This is a genomic window from Yinghuangia soli (assembly GCF_021502675.1).
GTDB lineage: Bacteria > Actinomycetota > Actinomycetes > Streptomycetales > Streptomycetaceae > Yinghuangia > Yinghuangia soli.
Genome location: NZ_JAKFHA010000001.1, coordinates 851,207 through 863,555, shown reverse-complemented (window position 1 = coordinate 863,555; position 12,349 = coordinate 851,207). Strand labels below are relative to the sequence as shown.

Genomic DNA, 12,349 nt, shown 5'->3' with positions numbered 1-12,349 from the left:
GGGTCCCGCGGGGGGGCGGGGCCCGGGGGGTGCGGGGGGGCGGGGCGCGCCCCCCCCCCCCCCCGGCGGGGGCTCACGCCCAGCGCACGTCGATGACGATGCGGCTGGGGTTGGTGAGCGTGGTCGTGCGGATCTCCCGCACCCCGGACTTCGTGGCGAAGCCGACGTTGAGATGGCCCTCGAAGTCGCAGGTCACGGCGAAGCCGGTGACCTTGGCCAGGTGCGGCGTGTAGACCAGCCGCGGGCCGGTGTACGTCGGGTTGCCGGACTCGTCGTGGGCGGCGGCGTCGGTCGACTCGATCTGGGTGTACTTGGTGCCGGTGAGCGGCACGGTCTGCCCGGAGCCGCAGTAGACCAGCTGGTCCGGGCCGCCGGTGCTGCCGTAGGCGGGCACCCGGCCGGAGAAGTCGAGCACGATGCGGTCGAACGAGGGGTGCCTGCCGGTACGGATGTTCGTCAGGTACGTGGCGGCCGGGACGGGCTCGTTGCAGCCGGTCATCGGCGCGGCCGCGGGCACCGACGTGCGCAGCACGCCGACTGGTGCCGCCGCCTGCGCGGCGGTGACCGGGACGAATGCGAGCGCCAGCAGGACGCCGGCGGCGCCGGTGGCGATCGAGGTGCGTGCGGTTCGGGTGATGCGTGGACGCCGGCGGGGGAGCGCCGGAGTGGTGGTGCCGGTCTGGGACACGGGGGACCTCCCGCGGATCTGCCAGGCGCGGAGCGCGCCTGTGTCTTCCTAAGACGCCTGCCCGCCCTGCCCGGTTGCTCCGGTTCACCCGTTTGGCGGACGTTGCGTACGAGTTGTCCGTCCGCCGGCTCGACCGGCCGGCGCCGCGGGCAGGTCCGCGCGGTGGATACCTTCACTCATGCGGATGAATCGGGGCCTTCTGGCTGGCTTCGCACCCGCAGGCGCGCCAGCGTACTCCCGGACAGGTCGCCGCCAGGTTGCGTCCTGCAAGCTCGGGAGGCAGTGCAATGGGTCGGCGCCGCGTCGGATCCTGGTGTGCCGTCGTCGTCTTGGCCGCAGGCGCGGCCACCGCATGCGGCGGTTCGGAAGCCCGTATCGCGCCCGCGGGGAACCTCCCCGCCAAGGGCGGCGAACCCGCGGGCGAGCCGGCCGGCGGGGGAGGCCCCGGCCGCGCCCCGCAGGGCGAACTGCCGCGCCAGGGCGGCAAGCCCCCGCTGCCCGGCAGTTCGGCGGCGGACCGGCACAGCGGCGTGCCGCTGGCCCCGGAGGAAGCCGCGTCGGTGCGGCCCGAGGAGCCGCCGTTCGGCGCCCCCGAAGGCGAGCCCGGCCCGGCGGCGCCGCCCGCCGAGGCAGGCAGCTCCAGCACCCCCGCCCCGGAGCCCAGCCCGGCACCGCCGTCCGAGCCGCCCGCCTCCCCGCCGCCCTCCAGCGCTCCGCCGGCGCCGTCGACGCCGCCGTCCGACAAGCCCTCCGAGTCTCCGGACAAGCCGTAGGCACACACAGGTGAAAGTGACCGCGGCGTACGGCTAAGCCGGTGCGCCGCGGTCCGCGCGCCGGGGCGCGGCGATCTCCGGCAGGCCGATGTGGTCGCGGTACACGGCCAGCGTGTAGTGGTCCCAATAGCGGCCGTCGTAGTAGTCGTGGTCCCGCAACTGCCCTTCCACAGCGAACCAGTCCTTCGCGCCGGACCGGATCTGCGGGTAGTTGAAGCCTGGAACCTCCATGTAGAGCTTGCGGAACGACCACGTGGTGAAGACGTACCGCGCGAACGTGCGCACCGCGTCGACCGGCCGGCCGGAGCCCGTGTGGCCCGGTGCGAACACCGCACCCAGGTACGCGTACCCCTGGCCGTGGTCGGGGTTGTAGCAGACCACGTGCCCGGCGGGCATCTCGCTCTCCAGGTCGACGGCGACGAACTGGGCCAGCGAGCCCTGCCAGAACGTCGCCTCGAACGTGGGGTAGTCCGGGACGCTGCCGCGGAACCGCCACCGGTAGCCCACCTCCGAGGAGATGGCCAACTGGTAGAGGTACGGCATGACTTCGGGGGACACCGGTTCCAGTTGGAAGTAGCGGCCGCGGAGCAGCCCGCCGCCGGGCCCGGGCCCGTGCTGCGCCGCAGGACGGCGGTCCCGGGCGGCTTCCGCCGCACGGGCGTACAGCGCGTACACCTGGCCGATGGTCGCGGCCCCGAGGGCCTCGTCGGTGTCCAGTGGCGCACCCAGGCCGGCGATCCACTCCAGGAGTTCGAGGCGTTCGAGGGAGTCGAGCCCGTCCACGCGCGCCGCCGGGTCGGCGAGTGCGTCGTCGCCGAGGAACTCGGCGGCCGCGGCCAGGAACGCGTCCGGCCCGAGAATGCCGCCCTCGGGCGGGGCGCTCGGGGCCGATCCGTTCGCCATCCGGCTGTTCTCCGTCGCGGTCATCGGATTCCTCCTGTGATGCGGAACTGGAGCGGAGGCGGAGGACCGATGAAGGCCAGAATGTCGCCGACCAGCCCGGACGCCGCGAAACGGACCACGCATATACCGTCGAACTGAGGGCGGCCCGCCGGGTCGGCGAGCTTCCAGCCGAAGCGGGCGTACTCGTGCACGACGTCCAGCCCGGACGCCAGGGTGAGCCGGCGGCCCAACTGCACGCGGCGCAAGTAGTCCAGATGAGCGGCGACCGCGTCCACGCCGAGTGCGCGGGCGAGCGGATCCCGGTACGTGATGTCGGGTGTGCACAGATCGGTAAGCCGCGCGGTGACCTCGGCGAGGTCCGCGGCACTTACCGTGCGGAGCAATTTGCCGATGCGGGAGACCGCATCGGGCGGGACCAATTGCGCGGGTTCTGATTCCGGGTGTGCTGCGGAACTCTGCGCCATCGATGATCCTCCGCGGGGAGGGGGATGCGTCCGCGCAGACGTTAGCGGCAGCCGGGCGCCTGCAGGAGATCCGCAGCCATACCGAATCGGCAAGATTGCCCGCGGCGGAGACTCCGCGCCACCGCACCGCGGGAATCGCGGAATCCGCGGATCACTGCCGGGGCTTGTCCGAACGCGCGGCCCAGTAAAGCTGCTTGTGGTGGCCGCCGGTCTCCTCCATCTCGGCCAGCCGGGCGAGCGCCGCATCCTCGGTGTCGTACGAGGCGATCAGAAAGCGTGCGCCGTTGTCGTCCTGGCGCCACACCTGCCACCGAACCGGTCCGCCCTTGTTGTCCATGGACCGATTGTCACCGAGTCGACGGCGGCCTGTCAGGCCGGGGTGCCGGTACGCACCGCGCCCAGGAACGCCCGCCAGGCCCGCGGCGGGAAGAACGCCGCGGGCAATGCCGCGGATTTCGAGTCGCGTACGGCCGGGTCGCCGCGCACCGCCGCGACCTCGACGCAATTGTTGTTGAGACCGCTGTGCGAACTCCTGTGCCAAAGCCCGCCCGTCGCGTTTCCCATGGTCATCCGCGGCCCCCAAGACGCCGATTGAAGGCCCATATTTGCTCACGCGGCGCGATGAACACCATGGACGGCCCCGGAAGCAGGCCGGGAGGGGGCAATAGACATCCTGATCCGACCCGTGCCGACCAGGCACGCAGTCCGATCCGCAGCCCTGCCCGCAGCGGAATCCGCAATCGGCGTGCACCCGTACTTAGTAGCTCTTTCGAGTGATTGGACTCAAGGTTCCCTCCCCCGCGGATCCTCCTCGGCTTGCATAGGGACATGGGAAATCTTGTGAAGATCCAGGCCAAACGCGGGACACCGCAAGGGGTTTCATGCGATGAGCCGCGCCCGCTTCCGGCGGTGGCGTCCGGCGACGGGTTCGACGAGGCCCTCGCCGCGCTGCTGGCCGCCGAGACCGCGGTCGTCGCGGCCACCACCGCCCGCCGCGGTGTCGACCTGGTCCGCCTCGAACCCGCGCTGGGCCCCGGCAGCGGTCCCGACCTGCCCGGCATACGGGCCCTTGCGGTGGCGCTCGCCGGACCGCAGAGACCGGCGATCCGCCGCGTCGGCGAGATCGCCGTGCTGCTCGCCGGGCTCGCCGACCTCGGCCGGCACGCGCTGGTCGCCGACCTCAGCGAACTGGCGATGCGCAGTCTCGCCGCGAACCGCGCGCTGACCGCCAACCCGCAGGACTGGGTGTGGGACGCCGCGATGGACCTCGTGGACCTGCACCACGCGGCCTGCCTGCGCACCGGGCGGCCCGCGATGCGGCTGCCGGACGCGCTCAGCCCGGCCCGCGGCCCCCGCGCGGTGGAGACGGCATGACGGCGCCCGCGTCCGGCGCACTCGCGCCGTCCGCAGCCTCCGGAACCGCCGGCTGCTTGCCGCGCAGCGGGAGTTCCCGCAGCGCCAGCGCGAGCAGGAACGCGCACAGGGCCAGCGGCACGCCGGCCGCGAAGACCCACGACAGGGCGTCCGCGAACGTGCCGAGCACCTGGTCGTGAACCTCCGGCGGCAAGGCGTCGATCCGCTCGCGCGTGAGCGTGGTGTGGTCGCCGCCCAAGGCCGCCGCCTCGGCGGGCGACAGGCCCGCCGCGAGGCGGTGCGTGAACACCGCCCCCAGCAGTGCCACTCCGAACGACGAGCCGATCGACCGGGAGAAGGCGTTCAGCGCGGTGGCCACGCCCATGTCGCGGTGGTCGACCGCATTCTGCACCGCGAGCGTCGTGACCGTGCCGATGGTGCCGAGCCCGAATCCCAGGAACACCAAGGCGATCACCAGCCGCCAATAGGGGCTCGCCACCCCGAGCGAGGCCAGCAGCGCCAGCCCCGCCGCGGCCATCAGCGTGCCGCCCACCGGGAACCTCTTGTACTTGCCGATCCGCGAGATGATCCGCCCGCACACCGTCGAGCACACCAGCATCGAGAGCAGCATGGGCGCCAGCAGCAGCCCCGACTCGGTCGGCCCCTTGCCGTGCACGACCTGCTCGTACAGCGGCAGGAACGTGCTCATGCCCACGAACAGGCAGCCGGCCACCAGGGTCAGCAGGCAGGCCACCCGCACCACGGCGTTGCGGGACAGCAGCCGCAGCGGGATCAGCGGGTCCGCGGCCCGCGTCTCCACGCGCACGAACAGCGCGAGGCAGCCTGCCGAAGCAGCGGCCAGGAGCAGGATCGGCGCCGACGTCCAGGCGTACGTCGTGCCGCCCCAACTCGTGGCGAGGATCAGCGCGGCGGTCCCGCAGGACAGCAGCACGCCGCCCGCGAAGTCGAGCGGCTTGCGCTCCCGCCGCACGGCCGGCGGCCGCAGCACGAAGCTGGTGACCACCAGGGCCAGCGCGCCCAGCGGCAGGTTCACGTAGAAGACCCAGCGCCAGGAGAGCGCCTCGGTGACGAAGCCGCCGAGCAGCGGTCCGGCGACCGTGGCCAGCGCGATCACCGAGCCGATCAGCCCCTGGTACTTGCCGCGTTCGGCGGGCGGCACCAGGTCGCCCACGATGGCCTGCGCATTGCTCATGAGCCCGCCGGCACCGAGGCCCTGGACCGCCCGGAACACGATGAGCGCGGTCATCGACTGCGCGAATCCGCACAGCGCGGAGCCGATCAGGAAGATGCCGATGGCGGTCTGGAAGAGGTACTTGCGCCCGAAGAGGTCGCCGAGTTTGCCGTACACCGGCGTGGCCACGGCCATGGCCAGGGCGTACGCCGTGGTCACCCAGGCCAGCCGGTCGAGTCCGCCGAGGTCGGAGACGATCGTCGGCAGCGCCGTGGCGACGATCGTCTGATCGAGCGACGAAAGCAGGACGCCGGTCATCAACCCCGCGAACGCCAGCAGGATCTGGCGCCGCGTCAGCGACGGGGGCGAGGAGAGGCCGGCGGATTCCCCGGTTGGCATGGCCGCAAGCTAGTTGCGGTCTGCAACGAAGTCAACGAGATCGGCGGCGTGGCGGTCCGGTGGAACGGGACGGGGACCTGGGGCCGGCGGTCCGGAGACCGGGGAACCGGAGGCGTCCGGCCGCAGCGCGGCCGGGGCGGTGGGACAAGCGGGGTAACCGGCCCGTCAGGCGGCTGCCGTCGGGGTCGCGGCGGGCTTCCAGCCGTTGCGGCGCAGCATGTCGACGACGCCGTCGACACCGTCGCCGCGCAGCCGTTCGACGACGCGCACGCCGTCGATCCGCGCCTTCATGTCCGCCGGGCTGAGCCCGCGGTCGATGCACTCCTTGGCCAGCTCGTGCTGCGCGGGCAGCAGGCCGGCGGTCAGCCATGCGTGCACCTGCGCGGCGGTCAGGTTCAGGCTCACCCAGGCGGCGGCCATCTCCGAACGCCACTCCGGCGTCGTGCGCGGGTCGATCTGCTTGATGACCCGGCCGACGTCCAGTCGGCGCGTCTGGCGCAGGTCGGCGACCTGGGCCGGCGCGGCCGGGCTCGGGATCGAGGCCCGCGCGGCCGGCGCATTGCGCGACTGGTTGCGCTGCTGAGGCGCGGACTGCCGGTTGGCGGAGTTGCGTTGCGCCTGGGGCATGGCGGCCCGGCGGCGGGGCTGGCGGCCCTCCAGGAGGTTGGCCAGCATGAGCCGTTCGAGCGCGTCCAGGTTGTCGTCCACCCGCATCACCCTTCCGTGGGACTGTGCGGCGGTCCCGGAGCCGGCTTGGACCGGCGGCTCCGACACCGCAACGCGCGGACATGGGCGCACCCCTCGGGTGCACCGTCACATACGCAGACGCCACGGTCTTGCCCACGATCCGCCGACTTCACACACGCGATCGATCAACGTTTCGCACTGATGTGACGATCCGTCAATCTGCTTGCAGCACGCAACGGGTGGCTGCGAGCCGGTGGCGTGCGCCGTGGCGCGCCGCCAGGCCGCGGCCGGACCTCCATGGTCACGCAGCGTGTCCGCGGCATCGCGGACCGGGGACTGCCGGACCGCCCGGCGCGGGAATCGCGGCGTGCGCGCCCCTTTTTGCTTCTCTCGCTACGCGCGCTCATGATCGGACCCCCGTCCGGGGCATTAGGCTGGACCACCGCGCGCGAGGAGGTGGGCCCCGTGACTCTCGGATACGACAGGTCGTGCTGGTTCACGCTGCCCGCCGAGCCGGCCGCGGTGCCGCAGGCCCGCCGCGCCCTCGCCGACCACCTCACGTACTGGGGCCTGCCGCGCAGCCATGATCTGGGCTACGGGCTGCGCCTGATCGCGTCCGAGCTCATCACGAACGCGGTCGAACACGCCGCGGTCGTCTCGCCGGAGATCGTGGTCACGCTGACCGTGCACGACGGCTGGCTGTGGCTGGGCGTGCGCGACCGGCACCCGTACCGGCCGGTCGCGCTCCTGGAGACCGTCGACGACACGTCCGGCCGCGGGCTGCTGATCGTGCGGCAGATCGTCGACGAGTCGGGCGGCCAGATCCACATCGAGGCGCATGCGGACGGCAAGACGCTCTGGGTGATCCTGCCCTGGCCTGTTGCCTAGTCCCCTGGCCGGTGGCTTAGTCGCAGACCACGCCGATCTTGTCGGACACCTGCTGCAGCCGGTCCGACTCCTCCGAGCCGTCGGTGGCCCGGCCGATGGTGTCCGCGAAGGCCGGGTCGCCCGCGTCGAGTTCCATGGACGCCTGCTCGATCAGCTTGACCTGGCTTTCGTACGACGAACGCCACTCCTCGGCGTCCTGCGCGTCCTGCCCCTTGCCGTCCAGGCGCGGCACCGCGTTGATCTGCTTGACCAGCGAGGAGTAGGTCAGCGACACCGAACGCAGCGAGCGCTGCACCTCGGTGACCGCGGCCGGGTCCTCGGGGTCCGTGTTGTACACGGTGATCGCCTGGTCGAACGCGTCCAGCTTCTGGGTGATCTCGCCCTGCCGGTCGCTGCAGAGCTTGTTCACGTCGGCGACGTAGTCCTTGAGGACCCGGACGTCCTTCTTCGCGGCGTCGTTCGCGGCCGGGACGGCCTGCGGGCTGTCGTCCTTGCCGGACGACAGGTCGAACGGGCCGATGCCCAGCGCGACCAGCACACTGACGACCGTCGCGACGGTGCCCACCAGGGTGAGGATCAGCATCAGCTTGCCGTTGCGGTCGCCGTTCCGGTCGCCGCCGTGCGGCGGCCCGCCCTGCACCGGGCCGGGCATGTACTGCGGCGGTCCGTAGTTCGCCGCGGGCGGCGTGCGCCGCTGGTGGCCCCAGTACTGGTTCATCGTCGTCTCCGTGCCACGCCGATCCATGTGGGGACGGCCCGGGCACAGGACTGTGCCGGGCAGCGAGGTGGATCGGCCGTGACGGGTCGCCGTGCGCTCCGGAAGGACCCCCCCTTCGGATGCCGCACGGAATGGAACTGTCCCCCCACTCCGGCCGCCTGCCGGTGTCCCCGGACCCGGAGGTCCGCGTACCGGCAACGGTGGTTCGTATCGTAGCGAGCGCCTCCCCGGCACCGCCGGAAGGCCGCCACGATCGTGTGATCAGACGGTTGTCGGGCTCGGGTGGTTCCCGGTCGGATGGGTTACCGTTCTCCGAACAGCACATGACCGCGAAGCCGCGGTCAGGAGTGCTGCCGGAAGCATGAGCCAGGTACGACCCGCAGCAGGTGCGCCGCCGAACACCGCCCCACCGCACGGCCGTTGTCGACCAGGGGGAGGTCCGTACAGCCCATGTCGCTATCCGGTCAGGTTCCGGCGGCGCGGTCCGCGCCCCACCAGCAGCCCGGTCCGACAACCGATGCCGACACGGCCGCCGATCATGCCGCGGTCGAGGCCCTCCTGCGCTGCCTGCTGCGCGAGGACGGCGTCGCGGTACGCGAAGGCCCGGCCGTGCGGGTCGCCCTCGGCGACGCAGGGCCGGTCGTCGACATCCCCCTCGAGTACCACTCGCCGACCGGATGGCACCGCTTCGGCGCGGTCCCCGCACCCGGCGGCGGCACCCTGGACGCCGCCGCACTGGCCCGCCTGCTGTGCGCCGACCGACGCGCCGACGTGGCCGCCGAGTTCGCCGCCCGGGTCGCCGACTCGGTACGCCGCACCGCCGGGCACCTGGCCGCCCGCGGCGGCGAACCGGCCGCCACGCCCTTCCTGGAGGCCGAGCAGGCGCTGCTCCTGGGCCACCCGTTCCACCCCACCCCGCACAGCCGCCAGGGCGTCGGGGACGCCGAGGCGGAACGGTTCTCCCCGGAGCTCCGCGGCCGCTTCCCGCTGCACTGGTTCGCCGCCGACCCCGACGTGGTCCAGCTCGACGAGGACCTGATCGGACCGCTGCCCGCCATATTCGCCCGCCTCGCCGGACCCGGCCTCGAACGCCCGCCCGGCACCGTGGTCTTCCCGGCCCACCCCTGGCAGGCCCGGGACGCGGTCACCCGCCCCGGCGTCCGGGCGCTGCTCGACGCCGGGCAGCTGCACGACCTCGGCCCGGCCGGCCCCGACTGGTCGCCGACCTCGTCGGTGCGCACGCTGTACCGCGCCGACGCGCCGGTCATGCTCAAGACCTCGCTGGGCGCCGAGATCGCCGACTCGCGGCGCGAGAACCTGCGCTCCGAGATGCGCCGCGGGATCGCCGTGCACCGCATGCTCGACGCGGGCCTCAAGCGCGTCCTGCACGGCGCGCACCCCGGCTTCGACGTGCTGCGCGACCTCGGCTGGCTGACCCTGCGCGGACCCGGGCCGGACGGCGAGAGCGGCCTCGAACTCGTGGTCCGGGACAACCCGTTCGGCCCGCGGGACCGCGTGCAGTGCGTGGCCGGGCTGACCGCCGCGCAGCCGGCCGCCGACACCGGACCGGCCGCCGCACCGGCCGGGCGCTCGCTGCTCGGGCGTACCGTGCACCACCTCGCCCTGCACACCGGGCGCCCGCTCGCCGAGGTCGCCGACACCTGGCTGCGGCGGTACCTCGACGTGGTGGTCGCACCCGTCCTGTGGCTGTACGCCGAATACGGGCTCGGCCTCGAAGCCCACCAGCAGAACACGCTGGTGGTCCTCGACCCGGACGGCTGGCCCATCGGCGGGCGCTACCGCGGCAACCAGGGCTACCACTTCTCGCCGACCCGCAGCAGCACGCTGGCCCGCTGGCTGCCCCAGGACGTCCGCGAGGACGCCGCGACCTGGTCCACCGACGCGGTGGTGGACGAGCGCCTCGGCTACTGCGTGGGCGTCAACAACGTCCTCGGCCTGGTCGGCGCGATGGGCGCCGAAGGCCTCGCCGACGAACACCGCATGTTGGCCCGGGTCCGCACCTTCCTCTCCGGGGTGCGCGCCGGGCAAGCCGACCAGGCGCTGCGGGCGGGCGACCTGATCACCACGCTGCTGGACGCGCCCCGGCTGCGCTGCAAGGCCAACCTGCGCACCCGGGTGGCGGGCCTGGCCGCACCGCCCGGACCGCGCACGAACCGCACGGTGTACGTGGACATCGCCAACCCGATCGCCACCCCGGTCGTCGGCCCGATCGCCGACCCGGTCGCCGCCGGATGATCGGCTTGGCGTGATCCGGCTGACGCCGCGCAGGCCCTGCGTTACTTTCGGCGTGTGCCCTGTGTGCCCGGCGCGCGCACCGCGCCGGAGCAGGGCATCGCGCCGCGCACGTCAGGAGGGCCCGTGCCACTGCCCGACTTCCCCGAACTCACCGGTCCCGCATGGCAGCGGGCCTCCGCCGGACTCCTGCTCACGGTGCTCGCCGAGTACGCCTACGAAGACCTGCTCACCCCGGTCCCGGACGAGGACGCCGCCCGCCCCGACGGCCGCTACCGGCTCGAACTGGCCGGGCACGTCGTCTACTCCTTCCGGGCCCGGCGCGGCGCGTTCGGGTCGTGGCGCATCCAGCCCGGCTCGGTGCTCCGGGTCGCGGACGGCGCCGCAGCGCCCGCCACCGACCCGGCGCGGCTCATCGTGGACGCCCGCGCCGACCTCGGCCTCACCGCGGAGGCGACCGCCCGCCTGGTCCGCGATGTCAGCGTCGCCCTGCTCGGCGCGGCCCGCGACGACGCCCGGGACCGGCCCACCGCGGCCGAACTCGCCGACCTGGCCTACCTCGACCTGGAAGGCCGCGTCGGCGGCCGCCCCGGCCTGGTGCCGGACCGCGTGCGGCCCGGCTTCTCGGCCACCGATGCCAGCCGCTGGGCGCCCGAGGCCCGCAACCCGATCCGCCTCCCGTGGGCGGCCGTGCACCGCGACATCGCCACCTGGCACACCAGCACACCCGACCTGACCGAGCAGCGGCTGCGCACCGAGGAACTCGACCCGTCCACCCGCCGCCGCTTCACCGCCCGGCTGCGGGACCGCGGCGCCGACCCGGCCGACTACTTATGGCTGCCGGTGCATCCGTGGCAGTGGGACGAGACCGTACTCCCGCTTTTCGCCGCCGACTTGGCGCACGGCCTGCTCGTACCGCTGGGCGACGGCGGCCCGGACCGCTACCTGCCGCGCCAGGCCGGCGGCGGCTTCACCAACCTGGACCGGCCCGGCCGCCGCGACGTCGCACTCCCGCTGGCCGGCCCCGACGCGCCGCTCGGCTGCCCGGTCCCCGCACCCGCCGCGGTCTCGCCGGACATCACCCGCCGCCTCGTGGACCGCTACCACGCCGACCCGTTCCTGCACGGCGAGACCCGGGTGCTGCTGCTCGCCGACCTGGCATCGGTCGCCGTCCGGCACCCGCACCTCGACCCGGTCCGCGGCGAGTCCGGCGGGCATCCGTACCGCGGGCTGCTCGGCGCCCTGTGGAGCGAGCCCCTCGCGGCCCGCCTGGACACCGGCGAACGCGCCCGCCCCCTCCCGGCCTTGCTGCACCGCGACCACACCGGCCGGCCGCTGGTCGCCGAACTGGTCGCGCGGTCCGGACTCGCTCCGCGCGAGTGGCTCCGCTGGCTGTGCAGCGCCGTCCTGCCGCCGCTGCTGCACCTGCTCTACCGGTACGGTCTGGCGTTCCCCAGCTACGGCGAAGCCCTGGTGGTCGTCTCGGACGCCGGGGAAGTCCCGGTGCGGCTCGCGGTCCGCGACGTCGCCCGCGGGCTGCTCGTGTGCGGAGACCCGGACGGGACACCCTTCCCGGAAGCCGAGGGACTGGCCCCGGAGATGGCGGAAGATCCCGGACCCGGGCCCGAGTTCGCGCCGCGCCGCGCGGCCGCCCGCTACACCGCAGCGGACCTGGGTGCGCTGGTCGGCGGCGGACTCTTCGGCGGACCCCTGCGGCACCTCTCGGCCATCGCCGACGACGACCTCGGCGTCCCCGAGGCCGTCTTCTGGTCCCTGGTCCGCGCCGAGGTGACCCGCTACCAGCAGCGCTTCCCCGAACTCAAGGAGCGCTACCCGCGGTTCGACCTGCTCGGCCCGCGCCTGGCCCGGCACACCCCCAACCGCGACCGGCTGCCGCGCCAGCGCAGCGGCCCGCCCGAGCTCCTGCCCAGCCCGCTGCACGGCCCCGAAGCCTGAGCGCCCCGGACCACCCCGCCGCGAGTGGAGGAAAGTCCCTTGGACGGCCGCGCGCGGACGTCCTTAGGCTGGGGA

13 protein-coding genes are annotated in these 12,349 nt (G+C 73.6%); 5 read left to right on the top strand and 8 right to left on the bottom strand.

Annotation, left to right across the window (positions count from 1 at the left end):
* Window positions 1-73 precede the first annotated feature (73 nt).
* A complete protein-coding gene (locus tag LZ495_RS03720) occupies window positions 74-688 on the bottom strand; it encodes an AMIN-like domain-containing (lipo)protein (RefSeq protein ID WP_235050373.1) in 615 nt (204 codons plus the stop codon).
* Window positions 689-1,017: 329 nt separating this feature from the next.
* Here LZ495_RS03720 and LZ495_RS03715 point away from each other — a divergent pair, with 329 nt between their 5' ends.
* A complete protein-coding gene (locus LZ495_RS03715; RefSeq protein WP_235050372.1) occupies window positions 1,018-1,461 on the top strand; it encodes a hypothetical protein in 444 nt (147 codons plus the stop codon).
* A gap of 33 nt (window positions 1,462-1,494) precedes the next feature.
* Here LZ495_RS03715 and LZ495_RS03710 read toward each other — a convergent pair whose 3' ends face one another.
* From LZ495_RS03710 to LZ495_RS03695, 4 genes are all read right to left on the bottom strand, one after another.
* Entirely contained in the window at window positions 1,495-2,388 is an 894-nt protein-coding gene (locus tag LZ495_RS03710; RefSeq protein WP_235050371.1) for a GNAT family N-acetyltransferase, read from the bottom strand.
* A complete protein-coding gene (locus LZ495_RS03705) occupies window positions 2,385-2,828 on the bottom strand; it encodes a nuclear transport factor 2 family protein (RefSeq protein ID WP_235050370.1) in 444 nt (147 codons plus the stop codon). Before LZ495_RS03705 ends, LZ495_RS03710 begins: the two co-directional genes overlap by 4 nt.
* A 151-nt stretch (window positions 2,829-2,979) precedes the next feature.
* Window positions 2,980-3,165, bottom strand: coding sequence for an SPOR domain-containing protein (locus LZ495_RS03700; RefSeq protein WP_235050369.1), 186 nt, complete (start codon window positions 3,163-3,165; stop codon window positions 2,980-2,982).
* Between the two features lie 32 nt (window positions 3,166-3,197).
* A complete protein-coding gene (locus LZ495_RS03695) occupies window positions 3,198-3,398 on the bottom strand; it encodes a DUF397 domain-containing protein (protein WP_235050368.1) in 201 nt (66 codons plus the stop codon).
* A 258-nt stretch (window positions 3,399-3,656) separates the two neighbouring features.
* Here LZ495_RS03695 and LZ495_RS03690 point away from each other — a divergent pair, with 258 nt between their 5' ends.
* On the top strand, window positions 3,657-4,202 hold the full coding sequence (locus LZ495_RS03690; RefSeq protein WP_235050367.1) for a hypothetical protein: 546 nt from the start codon (window positions 3,657-3,659) through the stop codon (window positions 4,200-4,202).
* Here the strand turns inward: LZ495_RS03690 and LZ495_RS03685 are convergent.
* Complete coding sequence (locus tag LZ495_RS03685) at window positions 4,162-5,772, bottom strand: MDR family MFS transporter (RefSeq protein ID WP_235050366.1); 1,611 nt, start codon at window positions 5,770-5,772, stop codon at window positions 4,162-4,164. The genes LZ495_RS03690 and LZ495_RS03685 overlap by 41 nt on opposite strands.
* A 165-nt stretch (window positions 5,773-5,937) precedes the next feature.
* On the bottom strand, window positions 5,938-6,480 hold the full coding sequence (locus LZ495_RS03680; protein WP_235050365.1) for a hypothetical protein: 543 nt from the start codon (window positions 6,478-6,480) through the stop codon (window positions 5,938-5,940).
* Window positions 6,481-6,924: 444 nt separating this feature from the next.
* On the opposite strand from LZ495_RS03680, the gene LZ495_RS03675 reads away from it, so the two are divergent.
* A complete protein-coding gene (locus LZ495_RS03675; RefSeq protein ID WP_235050364.1) occupies window positions 6,925-7,347 on the top strand; it encodes an ATP-binding protein in 423 nt (140 codons plus the stop codon).
* Window positions 7,348-7,363: 16 nt separating this feature from the next.
* On the opposite strand, the gene LZ495_RS03670 is transcribed toward LZ495_RS03675, so the two are convergent.
* A complete protein-coding gene (locus tag LZ495_RS03670; RefSeq protein ID WP_235050363.1) occupies window positions 7,364-8,065 on the bottom strand; it encodes a hypothetical protein in 702 nt (233 codons plus the stop codon).
* A 450-nt stretch (window positions 8,066-8,515) separates the two neighbouring features.
* Between LZ495_RS03670 and LZ495_RS03665 the strand changes: the two genes are divergently transcribed.
* Together LZ495_RS03665 and LZ495_RS03660 are read left to right on the top strand one after the other, a co-directional pair.
* Window positions 8,516-10,321, top strand: coding sequence for an IucA/IucC family protein (locus LZ495_RS03665; protein WP_235050362.1), 1,806 nt, complete (start codon window positions 8,516-8,518; stop codon window positions 10,319-10,321).
* 123 nt (window positions 10,322-10,444) lie between these two features.
* Window positions 10,445-12,274: an IucA/IucC family protein gene (locus LZ495_RS03660; RefSeq protein ID WP_235050361.1), complete on the top strand. Its 1,830-nt coding sequence runs from the start codon at window positions 10,445-10,447 to the stop codon at window positions 12,272-12,274.
* The last annotated feature ends 75 nt before the right edge of the window (window positions 12,275-12,349 follow it).

What these genes read in the sequence shown, in the direction of transcription:
- LZ495_RS03705 (WP_235050370.1), bottom strand. Translation starts at nt 2,828, where the DNA reads ATGGCGCAGAGTTCCGCAGCACACCCGGAATCAGAACCCGCGCAATTG.
- LZ495_RS03695 (WP_235050368.1), bottom strand. Translation starts at nt 3,398, where the DNA reads ATGACCATGGGAAACGCGACGGGCGGGCTTTGGCACAGGAGTTCGCAC.
- LZ495_RS03690 (WP_235050367.1), top strand. Translation starts at nt 3,657, where the DNA reads ATGGGAAATCTTGTGAAGATCCAGGCCAAACGCGGGACACCGCAAGGG.
- LZ495_RS03700 (WP_235050369.1), bottom strand. Translation starts at nt 3,165, where the DNA reads ATGGACAACAAGGGCGGACCGGTTCGGTGGCAGGTGTGGCGCCAGGAC.
- LZ495_RS03685 (WP_235050366.1), bottom strand. Translation starts at nt 5,772, where the DNA reads ATGCCAACCGGGGAATCCGCCGGCCTCTCCTCGCCCCCGTCGCTGACG.
- LZ495_RS03665 (WP_235050362.1), top strand. Translation starts at nt 8,516, where the DNA reads ATGTCGCTATCCGGTCAGGTTCCGGCGGCGCGGTCCGCGCCCCACCAG.
- LZ495_RS03670 (WP_235050363.1), bottom strand. Translation starts at nt 8,065, where the DNA reads ATGAACCAGTACTGGGGCCACCAGCGGCGCACGCCGCCCGCGGCGAAC.
- LZ495_RS03710 (WP_235050371.1), bottom strand. Translation starts at nt 2,388, where the DNA reads ATGACCGCGACGGAGAACAGCCGGATGGCGAACGGATCGGCCCCGAGC.